This is a genomic window from Aeromonas sp. 3P (assembly GCF_051919745.1).
GTDB classification, from domain to species: Bacteria; Pseudomonadota; Gammaproteobacteria; order Enterobacterales; family Aeromonadaceae; genus Aeromonas; species Aeromonas veronii.
Window position 1 is genome coordinate 1,084,187 of record NZ_JBQBED010000001.1, and the last position, 14,536, is coordinate 1,098,722.

General features: G+C 59.2%; 13 protein-coding genes and 1 tRNA gene. 6 read left to right on the forward strand and 8 right to left on the reverse strand.

Annotation, left to right across the window (positions count from 1 at the left end; genetic code table 11):
* Window positions 1-119: 119 nt before the first annotated feature.
* Complete coding sequence (gene tadA / locus ACTG19_RS04830) at window positions 120-665, reverse strand: tRNA adenosine(34) deaminase TadA (protein WP_265177488.1); 546 nt, start codon at window positions 663-665, stop codon at window positions 120-122.
* A gap of 249 nt (window positions 666-914) precedes the next feature.
* Between tadA and ACTG19_RS04835 the strand changes: the two genes are divergently transcribed.
* The 4 genes from ACTG19_RS04835 (at window position 915) to aceA (ending at window position 5,038) form a co-directional block, all read left to right on the forward strand.
* Window positions 915-991, forward strand: a tRNA-Pro gene (locus ACTG19_RS04835).
* A gap of 223 nt (window positions 992-1,214) precedes the next feature.
* Window positions 1,215-1,355 carry a hypothetical protein gene (locus ACTG19_RS04840; protein WP_005334106.1) on the forward strand — a complete coding sequence of 47 codons (141 nt, stop codon included), beginning with the start codon at window positions 1,215-1,217 and terminating at the stop codon, window positions 1,353-1,355.
* Window positions 1,356-2,043: 688 nt separating this feature from the next.
* Window positions 2,044-3,651, forward strand: a complete 1,608-nt coding sequence (gene aceB / locus ACTG19_RS04845) for a malate synthase A (protein ID WP_113738720.1) — start codon at window positions 2,044-2,046, stop codon at window positions 3,649-3,651.
* 73 nt (window positions 3,652-3,724) lie between these two features.
* On the forward strand, window positions 3,725-5,038 hold the full coding sequence (gene aceA, locus ACTG19_RS04850) for an isocitrate lyase (RefSeq protein WP_113738721.1): 1,314 nt from the start codon (window positions 3,725-3,727) through the stop codon (window positions 5,036-5,038).
* A gap of 105 nt (window positions 5,039-5,143) precedes the next feature.
* Here aceA and hda read toward each other — a convergent pair whose 3' ends face one another.
* From hda to upp, 3 genes are all read right to left on the reverse strand, one after another.
* Window positions 5,144-5,845, reverse strand: coding sequence for a DnaA inactivator Hda (gene hda / locus ACTG19_RS04855; protein WP_013723920.1), 702 nt, complete (start codon window positions 5,843-5,845; stop codon window positions 5,144-5,146).
* Between the two features lie 102 nt (window positions 5,846-5,947).
* Window positions 5,948-6,967 carry a DUF2066 domain-containing protein gene (locus ACTG19_RS04860; RefSeq protein ID WP_113738722.1) on the reverse strand — a complete coding sequence of 340 codons (1,020 nt, stop codon included), beginning with the start codon at window positions 6,965-6,967 and terminating at the stop codon, window positions 5,948-5,950.
* A gap of 150 nt (window positions 6,968-7,117) precedes the next feature.
* Window positions 7,118-7,744 (reverse strand): uracil phosphoribosyltransferase, encoded by a 627-nt coding sequence (gene upp, locus ACTG19_RS04865; protein WP_005334115.1) that lies wholly within the window; start codon window positions 7,742-7,744, stop codon window positions 7,118-7,120.
* Window positions 7,745-7,921: 177 nt separating this feature from the next.
* On the opposite strand from upp, the gene purM reads away from it, so the two are divergent.
* Window positions 7,922-8,959, forward strand: coding sequence for a phosphoribosylformylglycinamidine cyclo-ligase (gene purM / locus ACTG19_RS04870; RefSeq protein ID WP_021231046.1), 1,038 nt, complete (start codon window positions 7,922-7,924; stop codon window positions 8,957-8,959).
* Window positions 8,956-9,594 carry a phosphoribosylglycinamide formyltransferase gene (gene purN, locus ACTG19_RS04875; protein ID WP_113738723.1) on the forward strand — a complete coding sequence of 213 codons (639 nt, stop codon included), beginning with the start codon at window positions 8,956-8,958 and terminating at the stop codon, window positions 9,592-9,594. The genes purM and purN overlap by 4 nt, the downstream gene beginning before the upstream one ends.
* Window positions 9,595-9,703: 109 nt before the next feature.
* Here purN and ACTG19_RS04880 read toward each other — a convergent pair whose 3' ends face one another.
* The 4 genes from ACTG19_RS04880 to ACTG19_RS04895 form a co-directional block, all read right to left on the reverse strand.
* Window positions 9,704-10,465 carry a Nif3-like dinuclear metal center hexameric protein gene (locus ACTG19_RS04880; protein WP_118853618.1) on the reverse strand — a complete coding sequence of 254 codons (762 nt, stop codon included), beginning with the start codon at window positions 10,463-10,465 and terminating at the stop codon, window positions 9,704-9,706.
* 141 nt (window positions 10,466-10,606) lie between these two features.
* The gene (locus ACTG19_RS04885) at window positions 10,607-11,950 is read right to left on the reverse strand and encodes a sigma-54-dependent transcriptional regulator (RefSeq protein WP_043823348.1); all 1,344 of its coding nucleotides are present in this window, start codon (window positions 11,948-11,950) and stop codon (window positions 10,607-10,609) included.
* Window positions 11,947-12,981: a sensor histidine kinase gene (locus tag ACTG19_RS04890; RefSeq protein WP_118853617.1), complete on the reverse strand. Its 1,035-nt coding sequence runs from the start codon at window positions 12,979-12,981 to the stop codon at window positions 11,947-11,949. The genes ACTG19_RS04885 and ACTG19_RS04890 overlap by 4 nt, the downstream gene beginning before the upstream one ends.
* Before the next feature lie 106 nt (window positions 12,982-13,087).
* On the reverse strand, window positions 13,088-14,509 hold the full coding sequence (locus ACTG19_RS04895; RefSeq protein WP_162628355.1) for a sigma-54 dependent transcriptional regulator: 1,422 nt from the start codon (window positions 14,507-14,509) through the stop codon (window positions 13,088-13,090).
* Window positions 14,510-14,536: the final 27 nt, after the last annotated feature.

Consider the following 14,536-nt stretch of genomic DNA (forward strand, 5'->3'; position numbering starts at 1 on the left):
GTTGTTAGCGGAAAAATGAGCGGGGATCCTTTCGAAGGCGGGTGAACGCAATATATTGTTTATAAAGGGATATTTATGATGGTGATCAGCAAGGGCAGCCTGCGCTGCCCCCGAATGATTCAGGAAAGGGTATCGTTTGATTGTTGCAACGCCAGTTTGGCCGCCTTTTTCTCGGCGCGGCGGCGCTTGAAGAAGGCCGACAACTGAGCCGAGCAGGCATCGGCCAGCACACCACCGGTCAGCTCGACACTGTGGTTGTGGCGCGGGTCCTGCAAGATCTCGAACACCGACCCCGCGGCACCGGTCTTGAGATCTCGGGCGCCGTAAACCACCCGCTTGACCCGGCTATGGATCAGCGCACCGGCACACATACAGCAGGGCTCCAGCGTCACATAAAGAGTGGTGTCGAGCAGGCGGTAGTTCGCCAGCTGCTTGCCCGCCGCCCGGATTGCCATCACCTCGGCATGGGCACAGGCATCGTGTTCGCTGATGGAGCGGTTCCACCCCTCTCCCACCGCCTGACCATCCAGCACCAGTACGGCACCGACCGGGATCTCGCCAATCCCTTCGGCCCGGGCGGCCAATGCCATGGCATGGCGCATCCACTGTTCGTCCTGCTCGGTTTGACTCGGTGTCTCTGGGACCTCTGATGGTTTCACGCCCATCCCCTCTTTATATTGTTCAATTGTGCTGTTTGCATTCCAGCTATCCACATCTGTCAGATAATTCCATAGATAGCAGGCATGAGAGCTCGCGGTGACAGGGCGGCGATTATGCCAAATCTGCACGTCAGACCCAAGCCGCATCCCGACTGAGCAATAAAGAAGCAATCAGCATCTCTATGATAAAAAAGGAGTTGCACCCGTTTGGCCATGCTATTAGACTTCCTCCCCGTCAGCCGAGTCTGACTCCGTCGGTGTGTAGCGCAGCCAGGTAGCGCATCTGCATGGGGTGTAGAGGGTCGGAGGTTCGAATCCTCTCACACCGACCATTTTCCCCGAGAATAGCCCAGTCAAACGACTGGGCTATTTTTTTGCCTCCGATTTATCCTCCTGACAACGCCAGCCTACCAAGAACAAAAAACACTCAGAACCACTTGAATCTTTTTGCCGAACTCATTAAGATGCGCAACTTTCCGCCGGTAGACAACACAGGGAGGTGGAAACACGAGTGAAGGGATCACTGTCCGGCTTGCGTGCAACACAGGACCAGGCATGAACCAGAACACCGATTTCGCACCCGCCATTACGCTTTATTCCGTTCCTCACGACACCCCTTGCCACACCGAAAGCGAAAATGAACAGGTCATTCAGCTGGATGTGATCGATCTTGCCGAACCGGATGATGACTATTGAGCCCGGCCAGATGGCCGCTCAATCACTGGGGCATCGCCTGTTCAACACACTCAGTTTCACACCCTTGGCGAGAAATCTGCAAAAAACGACAAACTGCTAATTCTATCAAGGATGACAGTATTATTGACTGATGCGTCTCCCCCTTTCCTCTCCAGCATCCCCCCCGACAATTGATACAAACCTACGTTATTGCGCTTCACTTTCCATCGTTGCAACCGCTGGTGCCAACAGAGCCTGCATCACCACACCAAGTTTAAAACGCACGTTCACCAACTGGGTCTAGCAATAGCAAAACATTCATTGCCACATTCAAACGCAATTTATACAGCTGTTTTGGCAAAGCCTGGAGTTAGGTCGGGATTTGTTTTTGCATTTGTAATTTTATTACGTAATAAGTTACAAAATGAGGGGCAGGGTAACGGCCCAAATTAGCCGTTGTCCGATGGGAAAAAGCAGGAGCATAACCATCTGTGTAGAGCTTTTACACCAACCAAATAAAGCAATAAAAAACATCAACTTAATCATATCCAAAAAACAGGTGTTTAAAAAAAACTGTTGACGTACTCAACAATATTTCGCACCTTATCAATCGTGTTACCCCGTTGTTGCGGGAACGTTTCAGGAACAGGGATTCGACTTTAGTCGTAGTTAGTAAGTTCAAAATGTAATTCTCAAAGGAGTGAACCTTATGTCGGCACCGGCTCAGACCCACTGCAGCGCCCGCCTTCGCATCCAGGGCGAGATGCTGCCCGAATACGCGCAAATTCTGACGCCGGACGCGGTGGCTCTGGTCTCCGAACTGGTGGAACGTTTTGCTCCCCAAAGAGGGGAATTGCTGAAACAACGTGTGGCACGCCAGGCCCGTATCGATGGCGGCGAGCTGCCGGACTTCCTGCCGGAAACCGCCCACATCCGTGAAGGTGACTGGACCATTCGCGGCATTCCCGCCGACCTGCAAGACCGCCGTGTGGAGATCACCGGCCCGGTCGAGCGCAAGATGGTGATCAACGCCCTCAACGCCAACGTCAAGGTGTTCATGGCGGACTTCGAGGACTCACTGGCCCCCGCCTGGAACAAGGTGATCGAGGGCCAAATCAACCTGCGCGATGCGGTCAACGGCACCATCTCTTACACCAGTCCGGAAGGAAAGGCTTATACCCTGAACGCCGATCCGGCCGTCCTCATCTGCCGGGTGCGCGGTCTGCACCTGCCGGAAAAACATGTCACCTTCGATGGCGAGCCCATCCCCGGCGGTCTGTTCGATTTTGCCCTCTACTTCCTGCACAACTATCAGGCGCTGCTGGCCAAAGGCTCGGGCCCCTACTTCTACGTGCCCAAGTTGCAGAGCCATCTGGAAGGGCGCTGGTGGAGCGAAGTATTCGCCTGGACCGAGGACAAGTTCGGTCTGCCCCGTGGCACCATTAAGGCCACCGTGCTGATTGAAACCCTGCCAGCCGTATTCGAAATGGATGAGCTGCTCTATCAGATGAAGGATCACATCGTTGCGCTGAACTGCGGCCGCTGGGACTACATCTTCAGCTATATCAAAACCTTGAAGAACCATCCGGATCGGGTCCTGCCCGACCGTCAGGTGGTGACCATGGACAAGCCGTTCCTCTCCGCCTACTCGCGGCTGCTGATCAAGACCTGTCACAAGCGCGGTGCGCTGGCGATGGGCGGTATGGCTGCCTTTATTCCGGCCAAGGACGCGGCCGTCAACGAGCAGGTCTTCGCCAAGGTCAAGGCCGACAAGGAGCGCGAAGCCAACAACGGCCACGACGGTACCTGGGTCGCCCACCCTGGCCTCGCTGATACCGCCATGGCGGTGTTCAACGCCACCATTGCGGCGGGTGCCAAGAACCAGATAGGCGTACTGCGCGAGCAAGATGCCCCCATCACCGCCACCGACCTGCTGGCCCCCTGTGAGGGCGAGCGCACCGAGGCGGGGATGCGCACCAATATCCGGGTTGCCCTGCAATATCTGGAGGCTTGGATCAACGGCAACGGCTGCGTCCCCATCTACGGTCTGATGGAAGATGCCGCCACCGCCGAGATCTCCCGCACCTCCATCTGGCAGTGGATCCGCCACGGCAAGAGCCTGTCTAATGGCAAGGTAGTGACCAAGGCGCTGTTCCGCCAGATGCTGGCCGAGGAGCTGAAGGTGGTCAAAGCCGAGGTGGGCACAGCACGCTGGCAGGCAGGACGCTTTGCCGAGGCAAGCGAGCTGATGGAAGAGATCACCTGCGCCGACACCCTGATCGATTTTCTGACGCTGCCCGGTTACGAGCGGCTCTGAATCACGGGCCCCCAGCGGGGCTCGCCAATAACAAGTCAATGGAAACGTGAAATCAATGAAAGAGGGAACTGATATGGCACTGACCCGTGAGCAACAGATCCAGGCTATCGAGAAAGACTGGGCGGAAAACCCCCGCTGGAAAGGGATCAAACGCGGCTACAGCGCCGAAGATGTGGTGAACCTGCGCGGCAGCTTGCAGCCGGTGCACACCCTGGCTCAGCGCGGTGCCGACAAGCTGTGGGGCCTGATCCACGGAGACGCCAAGAAAGGCTACGTCAACTGCCTCGGCGCCCTGACCGGCGGTCAGGCGGTGCAGCAGGCCAAAGCGGGGATCGAGGCGATCTACCTCTCCGGCTGGCAGGTGGCAGCGGACAACAACTTGTCCTCCACCATGTATCCGGATCAATCCCTCTACCCGGCCAACTCGGTACCGTCCGTGGTGGAGCGCATCAACAACTCCTTCGCCCGTGCCGACCAGATCCAGTGGGCCAACAAGGTAGGATCGCAGGATGAGGGCTTTATCGACTACTTCCTGCCGATCGTGGCCGATGCGGAAGCCGGTTTCGGTGGCGTGCTGAACGCCTTCGAACTGATGAAGGGGATGATTGAAGCGGGCGCCGCTGGCGTGCACTTCGAAGATCAGCTGGCATCGGTGAAAAAATGCGGCCATATGGGCGGCAAGGTGCTGGTACCGACTCAGGAAGCGGTGCAAAAGCTGGTTGCCGCCCGTCTGGCAGCCGATGTGTGTGGCACCACCACGCTGGTGATCGCCCGTACCGACGCCAACGCCGCTGACCTGCTGACCACTGACGCCGACCCGTACGATGCAGATTTCCTGACTGGCGAGCGCACTGCCGAAGGGTTCTACAAAGTGCGTGCCGGTATCGATCAGGCCATCGCTCGCGGTCTGGCTTACGCCCCCTACGCCGACATGGTGTGGTGTGAAACCGCCAAGCCGGATCTGGACGAAGCGCGTAAATTTGCCGAAGCAATCAAGGCCAAGTTCCCGGATCGCATCCTGGCCTACAACTGCTCCCCGAGCTTCAACTGGAAGAAAAATCTGGACGATGCCACCATCGCCCGCTTCCAGCAGGCGCTCTCCGACATGGGCTACAAGTACCAGTTCATCACCCTCGCGGGTATCCACAACATGTGGTTCCACATGTACGAACTGGCCTACCAGTACGCCCGTGGCGAAGGGATGAAGCACTACGTCGAGATGGTGCAGGAGCCGGAATTTGCCGCAGCTAGCCGTGGCTACACCTTCGTGGCGCACCAGCAGGAGGTCGGTACCGGTTACTTCGACAAGGTGACTACCGTCATTCAGGGTGGCCAATCCTCGGTCACAGCCCTGACCGGCTCCACCGAAGAAGATCAGTTCCACTAATAAGAGAGCTGCCTTGAAATAGCAAAACCCCGGCCTGATGCCGGGGTTTCTTTTTATCTGTAATTCAAACGAAAGTCAGGCCACAACCGCACACCGCAGAGAGGATCAGAGCTCGAGGATCTCTTTGACAAAGGGGATGGTCAGCTTGCGCTTGGCGCGAAATGAGGCGTTGTCGAGCTGATTGAGAGTGGTAAGCAGGGTTCGCATATCGCGGGAGAGTCGGTTGAGCAGGAAGCGGCCCACATCGATGGGCAATTTGAAGCCCCGCAGCTCGGCGCGCAGCTGCAGGGCACTGAGCTTGCCTTCATCATCCAGCTCTTCGAGATGGAAACTGACACCCCAGTCGAGGCGCGAAGCGAGATCCGGCAGTTGCAGTCCCAGTTTACGCGGTGCGCTGCAGCCGGTGACCACCAGCGTCCCCTCGCCCTTCTCCTGCCAGCGGTTGTAGAAATCGAACAGCGCCCGCTCCCACACGGCATTGCCGGCGATCGCCTCGAGGCTGTCGAGACAGACCAGCGGCAGGCTTTCGAGGGCATCGAGCATGCTGGGATCGAGCTGTTCAAACTGATCGAGAGAGAGATAGGCCGCCGCCGCATCGCGGGCATTGACCTCGGCACAGGTGGCATGGAGCAGATGAGAGCGTCCGGATCCCTTGGCTCCCCAGAAATAGAGGAAAGGCGATCCCTGACCGATGGCCGCATTCTTGAGGGCGGTGATCAGATGAGCATTGTTGCCGGGATAAAAACTGACGAAGGTTTCATCATCCGGTAGTTGTACGGCTAAAGACAGTTGTGCCGGTTGCTTCACTCGTTGGGCTTTGACTGTGACATTTGTGGCTAAGTGTATCATCGCAAAGGCAGATAGAGAACCGCCCGGACAAGCCGGGCGGTCTACAAAAGCCTTATAAAATCAGGGCTGCGACCATTGGTAACGCAAACCGCTGCCATTATCGTCAACCTTGCGCAAACGACTCTCAAGTTGCAGCGCCCGTACCAGCTCGGCCTGATCCCCTTGCAGGGTAAAGTTGAAGGTGACCTGGTCCCCCTCCAGCTTGCCGATCGCCACCTTGCTGACGTTGGCCATCCCCTGCAGCATCTTCTGCACGGCGATCATGCTGTCCACTTCGGAGAGGCCATCTACCACCAGGGTCTGGCTGGTTGCCGGACCAGAAATGCGGGCACCGTAGTTTTTCACCAACCAGGCCGCCAGGGTATCGGTAAACCCTTGCGCCACTTCGGCCTGAGTGCCGGTGCTATTGCCACGGGTCAGCTCGGTCACTTCACCGGCTGCTTTGGGGCCGTAGAGTCCCCAATCGATGCTCCACTTGTCACCTTCCGGTGTCAGCTTGCCCAACACCACCATCTCGGCGCCATAGCGCTGGCTTGCCTGCAAAATCGGGTCGGCAAAGCGTCCCCAGACGTCGGTGGCACTGACCGCCATGTTGTCATCGAGATCCATCAGCGGAATGCTGATGGGTAGCCCCAGCGTCTGGGCCTGCTCGCGCAAGGCTTGCGCCCAACCATCGCTGGATTGATCCGCCAGCAAGCGACGCTCACCCTGATCCACCACCAGCCAGATGGCCATTTGGGGACGCGCCGGGCCAAGCAGGGCAAACTGGCTCTCGGAGACCAGGCTGTTGACCTTGTCACTCTTGAACTCGGCTTTCAGATACTTGACGGAGTCCTGATCCTGATAGCCATAGCTTTTGACATAGTCGCCCGGCGCCGCCAGCGCCTTGACCACCACCGGCTGGGTGAGGATGTCGCGCTTGCCGGTCACCTTGATCAGCACCTGACCGAGAGCCTGCCCCTGAGCGGCCACCATGTCACCACTGGTCGGGGCCTTGCCCTGATAGAGGTCGGTCACCTGAGCGGCCGAGGCCATGAATGACAAGCCGCAGCAGAGGGCGGTCACAACACGTTTGAACATGAACAGAGTCTCGAAATGGGAGAGTGTGCTTATGGTAGCGGCAAGGCGCGTCCTGCGGCAAGGCTGGCACAAGCGGCCACAAACAGCAGAGCCGGCGATGCGCCGGCTCCGATCACCCCTTCCACATGGGAAGCAGGTCAAGGCATAAACTTATTTGGTACCGAAGATCTTGTCGCCTGCGTCGCCCAGACCCGGCACGATGTAGCCTTTCTCGTTCAGCCCCTGGTCGACAGAAGCACAGTAGAGTTCTACGTCAGGGTGAGCGGCTTCCAGCGCCTTGATCCCTTCCGGCGCGGCAACCAGTACCAGCACCTTGATGGATTGGCAGCCTTTCTTCTTCAGCAGATCGATGGTGGCGATCATGGAGCCGCCGGTGGCCAGCATCGGATCGATGACCAGCGCCAGACGCTCTTCGATGTTGCTGACGATCTTCTCGAAATAGGGAACCGGTTGCAGGGTCTCTTCATCGCGGTAGATACCGACTACGCTGACGCGGGCACTCGGCATGTGCTCCAGCACGCCATCCATCATGCCAAGGCCGGCACGCAGGATAGGTACGACGGTTACCTTCTTGCCTTTGATCTGGTCAACTTCTACTGGCCCATTCCAGCCATCGATGATAACCTTCTCGGTTTCGAAGTCAGAGGTAGCTTCATAGGTCAACAAACTGCCCACTTCTTTGGCCAGTTCACGGAAACGCTTGGTGCTGATATCGCCTTCACGCATCAGACCGATCTTGTGTTTGACCAGGGGGTGTTTGACTTCAACGACTTTCATTATTATCTCCTCTAACCTGCCGCAAAAAAAATCGCGGAATCATACAACAAAAGCCCCCGCTTGTAGAGCATTTCCGCGCAAAAACGCGCAAACGATTTCCTTTCTGGTTTTTCACCGCCACTGTTAGAATACGCCCCGAATTTTACCCTCCACTTCTTTACATGACGGGGAATACTCGTGACTGACAAAACCTCACTGAGCTACAAGGATGCTGGCGTAGATATCGATGCCGGCAATGCACTGGTTGAACGTATCAAGGGCGTGTCAAAGCGCACTCGTCGTCCTGAAGTCCTTGGTGGTCTTGGCGGCTTTGGGGCCTTGTGTCAAATCCCTGCGGGCTACAAGGAGCCGGTACTGGTCTCCGGTACCGATGGTGTGGGCACCAAGCTGCGGCTGGCCATCGACCTGAAGAAGCACGACACCGTGGGCATCGATCTGGTGGCCATGTGCGTCAATGACCTGATCGTACAGGGCGCCGAGCCGCTGTTCTTCCTCGACTACTATGCGACCGGCAAGCTGGACGTGGACACCGCGGCCGCGGTGGTCACCGGGATCGGTGCCGGTTGCGAGCAGTCAGGCTGTGCCCTGGTGGGCGGCGAGACCGCCGAGATGCCGGGTATGTATGAAGGGGAAGACTACGACATCGCCGGTTTTTGCGTCGGTGTGGTGGAAAAGAGCGAAATCATCGACGGCAGCAAGGTCGGTGAAGGGGATGCCCTGATCGCCCTGGCCGCCAGCGGCCCTCACTCCAACGGCTTCTCCCTGATCCGTAAAATTCTGGAAGTCTCCAAAGCCGACGTGCATCAGCCGCTGGGTGACACCACCCTGGCCAACGCGCTGCTGGAGCCGACCCGCATCTATGTGAAACCTGTGCTCAAGCTCATCAAGGAGTGCGAGATCCACGCCCTCTCCCATATCACCGGCGGTGGCTTCTGGGAGAACATCCCCCGCGTATTGCCTGCCAACACTCAAGCGGTGATCGACGAGCAGAGCTGGCAGTGGCCGGCGGTGTTCAGCTGGCTGCAGCAGGCTGGCAACGTCACCCGTCACGAGATGTATCGCACCTTCAACTGCGGTGTCGGCATGATCATCGCCCTGCCCGCCAACCAGCTGGAGAAGGCGCTGACCCTGCTCAAGGCGGAAGGTGAAAATGCATGGCACATCGGTCATATCGCCAAGGCAGCAGATGGTGAGGAGCAGGTCGTCATCAAATGATGCGGATCCTCGTCCTAATCTCTGGCAGCGGCAGCAACCTGCAGGCGATCCTCGACCACTGCGCCAGCGGCAAGATTGCCGGTGAAGTGGTCGGCGTTATAAGCAACAAGGCCGATGCCTATGGTCTGGTTCGCGCCAAAGAAGCTGGCGTGGCGACCTCCATTCTGGCCCAGCAGCAGTTTGCCAGCCGGGAGGAGTATGACACCGCCCTGCTGGCGCTGATGGCAGACTATCAGCCGGATCTGGTGGTGCTGGCCGGGTTTATGCGGATATTGAGCGGCGATCTGGTGCGACATTTCGCCGGCAGGATGATCAATATCCACCCCTCCCTGCTGCCCAAGTATCAGGGCCTGCACACCCACCAGCGCGCCATAGATGCCGGTGACAGTGAACACGGCGCCAGCGTCCACTTTGTCACCGAAGAGCTGGACGGGGGCCCGGTGATCCTGCAGGCCCGCGTGCCCATCTTTGAAGGGGACACGGCGGACGAGGTAGCGGCACGAGTACAGGCGCAGGAGCACAGCATCTACCCGCTGGTGGTACGCTGGTTCTGCGAAGGCAGGCTGCAGATGGTAGATGGCGCCGTGCAACTGGATGGCGCCCTGCTGGGCCCCGCTGGTTACGCCTGCGAGTAACAGCTAACAACTGCATGTCAGATACAACAAGGGAGGCTTAGGCCTCCCTTGTCATTTCTACCTACCGCACGATGGCAGCGGTTAGGTCGGATTACTCGGCCAAGCGACCCTACACCGGATTGTCGATATCGATAAAGGTCACATCCAGCCCGTGCACGGTCGCCAGCCACTCCCCCAGCGCCTTGACGCCGTAACGCTCGGTAGCGTGATGGCCAGCGGCGTAGAAGTGCATCCCCATCTCGCGAGCGGTGTGAATGGTCTGCTCGGAGGCTTCACCGGAGATAAAGGCATCGATGCCCTGCTCCGCCGCCAGATTGATGTAGCTCTGACCGCCACCGGTGCACCAGGCCACGGAACGGATAAGCTCGGGGCCGCTGTCGCCACAATAGAGTGGTTCGCGGCCAAGGCGCTCGGCAATCAGTTTGGCAAAGTCGGCGCCGCTCATCGGCTCTTCCAGCTTGCCCACCATGGCGACGCTCTTGCTGTTCCACGGCTCCAGGCCGCGGCGTACCTTGATGTCGAGCAGCTTGGCTAGCTGGGCGTTGTTACCCACCTCGGGATGGACATCCAGCGGCAAATGGTAGGCAAACAGGTTGATATCGTGGGTCAGCAGGGTCTTGAGCCGACGCTGCTTCATGCCGGTGATCTGGGCCGGTTCACCGCTCCAGAAGTAGCCGTGATGGACCAGAATGGCATCGGCCTCGGCAGCCACCGCCGCGTCAATGAGCGCCTGACTGGCGGTGACACCGGTCACTACCTTGCGAATGCGCTCACGCCCCTCCACTTGCAAGCCGTTGGGGCAATAATCCTTGATGGCGTGCGGTTCGAGCAGATGATTCAGTACGGTTTCGAGTTTTCGATGAGAGATCATAGGGGTCCCTTATTAAGGCTCGGTCCCCTGCTTTACCAATAAAAACAGGGCCCAGGCTCAAAGCGCCAAGGGCCCCATGATAATCGAGCCGGGCCGTCAAGACCATGACAGCCCCCACACAGTGCGGTTTCCCTCCCGGCCTCAGGCTGGCAGATCGATCCCCGCCTCCCGCATCTGGGCCAGCTTGTAGCGCAGGGTGCGCGGGCTGATGCCGAGTCGGTCGGCCACCGCCTTGCGGCTGCCGTTACAATCTTGCAGGGTGTCGAGGATGATCTGGTGCTCCTGCTGCTTGAGCTCGCTGCCGAGGCGATCGCCACCATAGCTGCGCTCCACGCTGACAAACTCCATCTCCTGCTCGTCCAGCTCTTCCAGAATGAGGTGGTCACAATCAATGACCCCGTCGGGGCTGAGGATCAGGGCCCGCTGTACCACGTTGTCCAGCTCCCGCACGTTGCCGGGCCAGGGGTGAGCCAGCAGCCGTTCCCGCGAGGCATCCGTCAACTGTGGTGTCGGCAGCCCCTGCTGACTGGCATGGAGGGCCAGCAGGTGCTCCGCCAGCGGCAGAATGTCGCCGGGCCGCTCACAGAGGGCAGACCAGCGCAGCGGGAAGACGTTGAGGCGATAGTAGAGATCTTCGCGGAACAGGCCATCCTGCACCGCTTTTTTCAAATCCCGATTGCTGGTGGCGATGACCCGCACATCCAACGGGATCATCTTGCGACTGCCGAGCCGCTCCACCTCTTTCTCCTGCAGTACCCGCAGCAATTTGGCTTGCAACCCCTGATCCATCTCGGTGATCTCGTCGAGCAGCAGGGTCCCCCCCTGCGCCTGTTCGAACTTGCCCGGGCACCCCTGCACCGCGCCGGTAAAAGCTCCCTTCTCATAGCCAAACAGGGTCGCCTCCAGCATGTTTTCTGGAATGGCGGCGCAGTTGATGGCGACGAAGGGCTGCTCGGCGCGGCTGGAGTTGTCGTGAATGTAACGGGCCAGCACCTCTTTACCCGTCCCGCTCGGGCCGCTCACCATCACGGTCGCTTCGCTTCTGGCCACCCGGGTCGCCAACTGGAACAGCTCGGCAGTTTTGGGATCCCCGTAAACCACGGCGCGCTTCTCCACCTTCTGGGCGGGCACATAGCGGCTGACCTGATTAAGCAGCACCTCCGGCGAGAACGGCTTGGCCAGATAGTCGATGGCCCCTTCACGCATGGCGCGCACTGCGCCATCGATATTGGCGTAGGCGGTCATCAGCAGCACAGGTATCTGCGGATATTGCTGGCGAATGGTGGCCAGCAGGGTGAGGCCGTCCATCCCCCCCATCTGGATATCGGAGATCACCATGTCAAACGGCTGACGGGAGAGGGCCAGCAGAGCCCGCTCGCCGCTGTCCGCTTCACGGCACTCATAACCGCCGAGCAACAAGGTATCCACCAGCGCTTCGCGCAGGCCATTGTCATCTTCAACTACCAGGATCCTGGCCTGTGTCATGCTACACCTCCAAGCTGCACCGTTTGCTGGTGCAGGGGGAACGACAGAGTAAAGCAGGTGCCTTCACCGGGAACCGAGGCCACACCGACCTCCCCCTGATGGGCACGCACTACAGATTGCACCACCGCCAGTCCGAGACCAGTGCCTTGGGAGCGAGTGGTAAAGAAGGGTTCGAATACCTGACCGAGCTGATGGGAAGGGATCCCCTTGCCATTATCGATGACCCGCATCTCCACCCGGGCACCGCTGCGCACCGCGCTGACCAAGAGTGACGTAGCCCCTGCCTGCTGGGCATTGGCAATCAGGTTGTTGATGGCCCCCGCCAGCGCACTGCTGTTGGCCAGCAGACAGAGATCGGGCTCCGGCGCCTCCATGTGCAGCTCGCAGCCCTGCTGCTGGCAAAAGGCCTCGGCACCGGCCTGCACTTCGGCCAGCAGCCCTTGTACCGAGATGGGGGTGACCACCTGATTGTCGCCATTGCGGGCAAACAGCAAGATGTCGTTGATCTGCTTCTCCAGATCCTGCAAACGGGCCATCAGCTTTTGCTGAAACTGAGTGCGGGATTCCGGTTTGAGGGTGCGGTTGGCCAGGTTTGCGGCATAAAGCATGGCAGCGGAGAGCGGCGTGCGGATCTGGTGGGCGAGCGAGGCCGCCATATTGCCCAGCGCCGACAGCCGCTTCATGTGGTTTATGCGGTCTTGCAGTTTACGGGTTTCGGTCAGGTCATTGATAAAAACCAGCTGGCCGGGCTGATCCGGCAGCGGTTGGGTCGATAGCTGCACCCGGCGCCCGTCACGCAGGGAGATCTCGTGGCCATCATCCTCGCGCGGCTCGAAGCAGCGGGCAATGATGTGGCGCCAGAGCTCCCCTTCCAGCGGCTCCCCCAGCAGGGAGATGGCCGCCGGATTCGCGCGGGTGACCACCCCTGCCCCGTCAAGCAGCAACACCCCGGTGGGGAGCGCCTTGAAGATGGCATAGAGCTGGCTCACTTCGTGGGACTGGAGTGGCATGTCCTGCTGCTGGATTGTCATAAACCTGACCTCAAACTGGCTATTGGGTCAGGTCATTCAATTTCCATGCCACTAAATTACATGAAGTAAAACAATGAATTGCGCATTAGCGTCAAGGCTTTGACCCTCAGACGTCCTTGCTCATCCCGTACTTTTTCATCTTCTCCACCAGGGTGGTACGGCGCATGCCGAGCAGATCGGCGGCGCGGGCCACCACCCCGTCCTGAGACTCCAGCGCCTGACGGATCAGCTCGACTTCGAGGTCGGCCAGCATCTCTTTGAGGTTGACCCCCTCCTCCGGCAACTGCATGGTACGAGCCGAGGCGAGGGAGTGATCCAGCTCGGGCGGATCCTGAAACACCGCCGCCAACGCATCCCGTTCATCCATCTCGGTCAGCCGCTCATCCCGCGGCTCACTCGGCAGCAGGCGATAACGGCTCGGCAGATCGGCCACATCGACAATCTGGTGTGGGTAGAGGATCAACAGTCGCTCCAGCAGATTGGATAGCTCGCGCACGTTGCCGGGCCAGGGGTACTGCATCAGTGACTCCAGCGCCCGCTGGGTCAACCGGATAAAGCCATGGTGCTGCTCGGCATGGCGGTTGAGCAGCTCCTGCAGCAGCAGCGGGATGTCATCGATGCGATCCCGCAGCGGCGGCGTCTCAATGGGGAAGACGTTGAGGCGGTAGTAGAGATCTTCACGAAAACCCTGAGTGCGGATCATCGCCTCCAGATCCCGGTGGGTCGCCGCGATGATGCGCACATCGGCCTGAATGGGCTTGCCGCCACCGACCCGGTCGAACAACCGCTCCTGCAGCACCCGCAGCAGTTTGACCTGCATCGGCATCGGCATATCGCCGATCTCGTCGAGGAACAGGGTGCCCCCCTGCGCCAGCTCGAAGCGACCGCGACGAGCCGCGATGGCACCGGTAAACGCCCCCTTCTCGTGGCCAAACAGTTCGCTCTCCAGCAATTCGGCCGGAATAGCGCCGCAGTTGATGGGCACGAAGGGGCCACTGCTGCGGGAAGAGAGTTCATGGATAGCGCGCGCCACCACCTCTTTACCAGTGCCGGACTCGCCGAGGATCAGCACGTTGGCATCGGTCTCGGCCACCTGGCTGATGAGGCGGCGTACCTCCTGGATCCCCTTCCCTTTGCCCACCAGCAAACGCAGCAGGGCCTGCCCCTTGTCATGGGTCTGCTGACGGGGATGCAAGGATACAAAGGCCTGACAGAAGTGCAGATGACGAGTAAGGGATTCATAGGTAAAGGGCGAGATCGCGACCCCGATAAAGTTGCTGTTGGGCAGATCGGCCTCAACCAGCGAGAGGAAGGGGGTACGGGGGAAGGCGGCCAGCAGCTCTGACAAGGGACGGTCGGTCAGCTCACCCACCAGCACCCCTTGCAGCGGACCGGAGGATTCGATGGCTACATCCAGATCGCTTTGTGCCACCTCCTGCCACGGGATCCCCATAAACGAGAGCACGGTTCCCAACTGTTGGCGCCGCTGCGCATCGGCATCAACAATCAACACCCCCATCTCCACCATATCCATTCCTCGCGATGTCCTGAACTA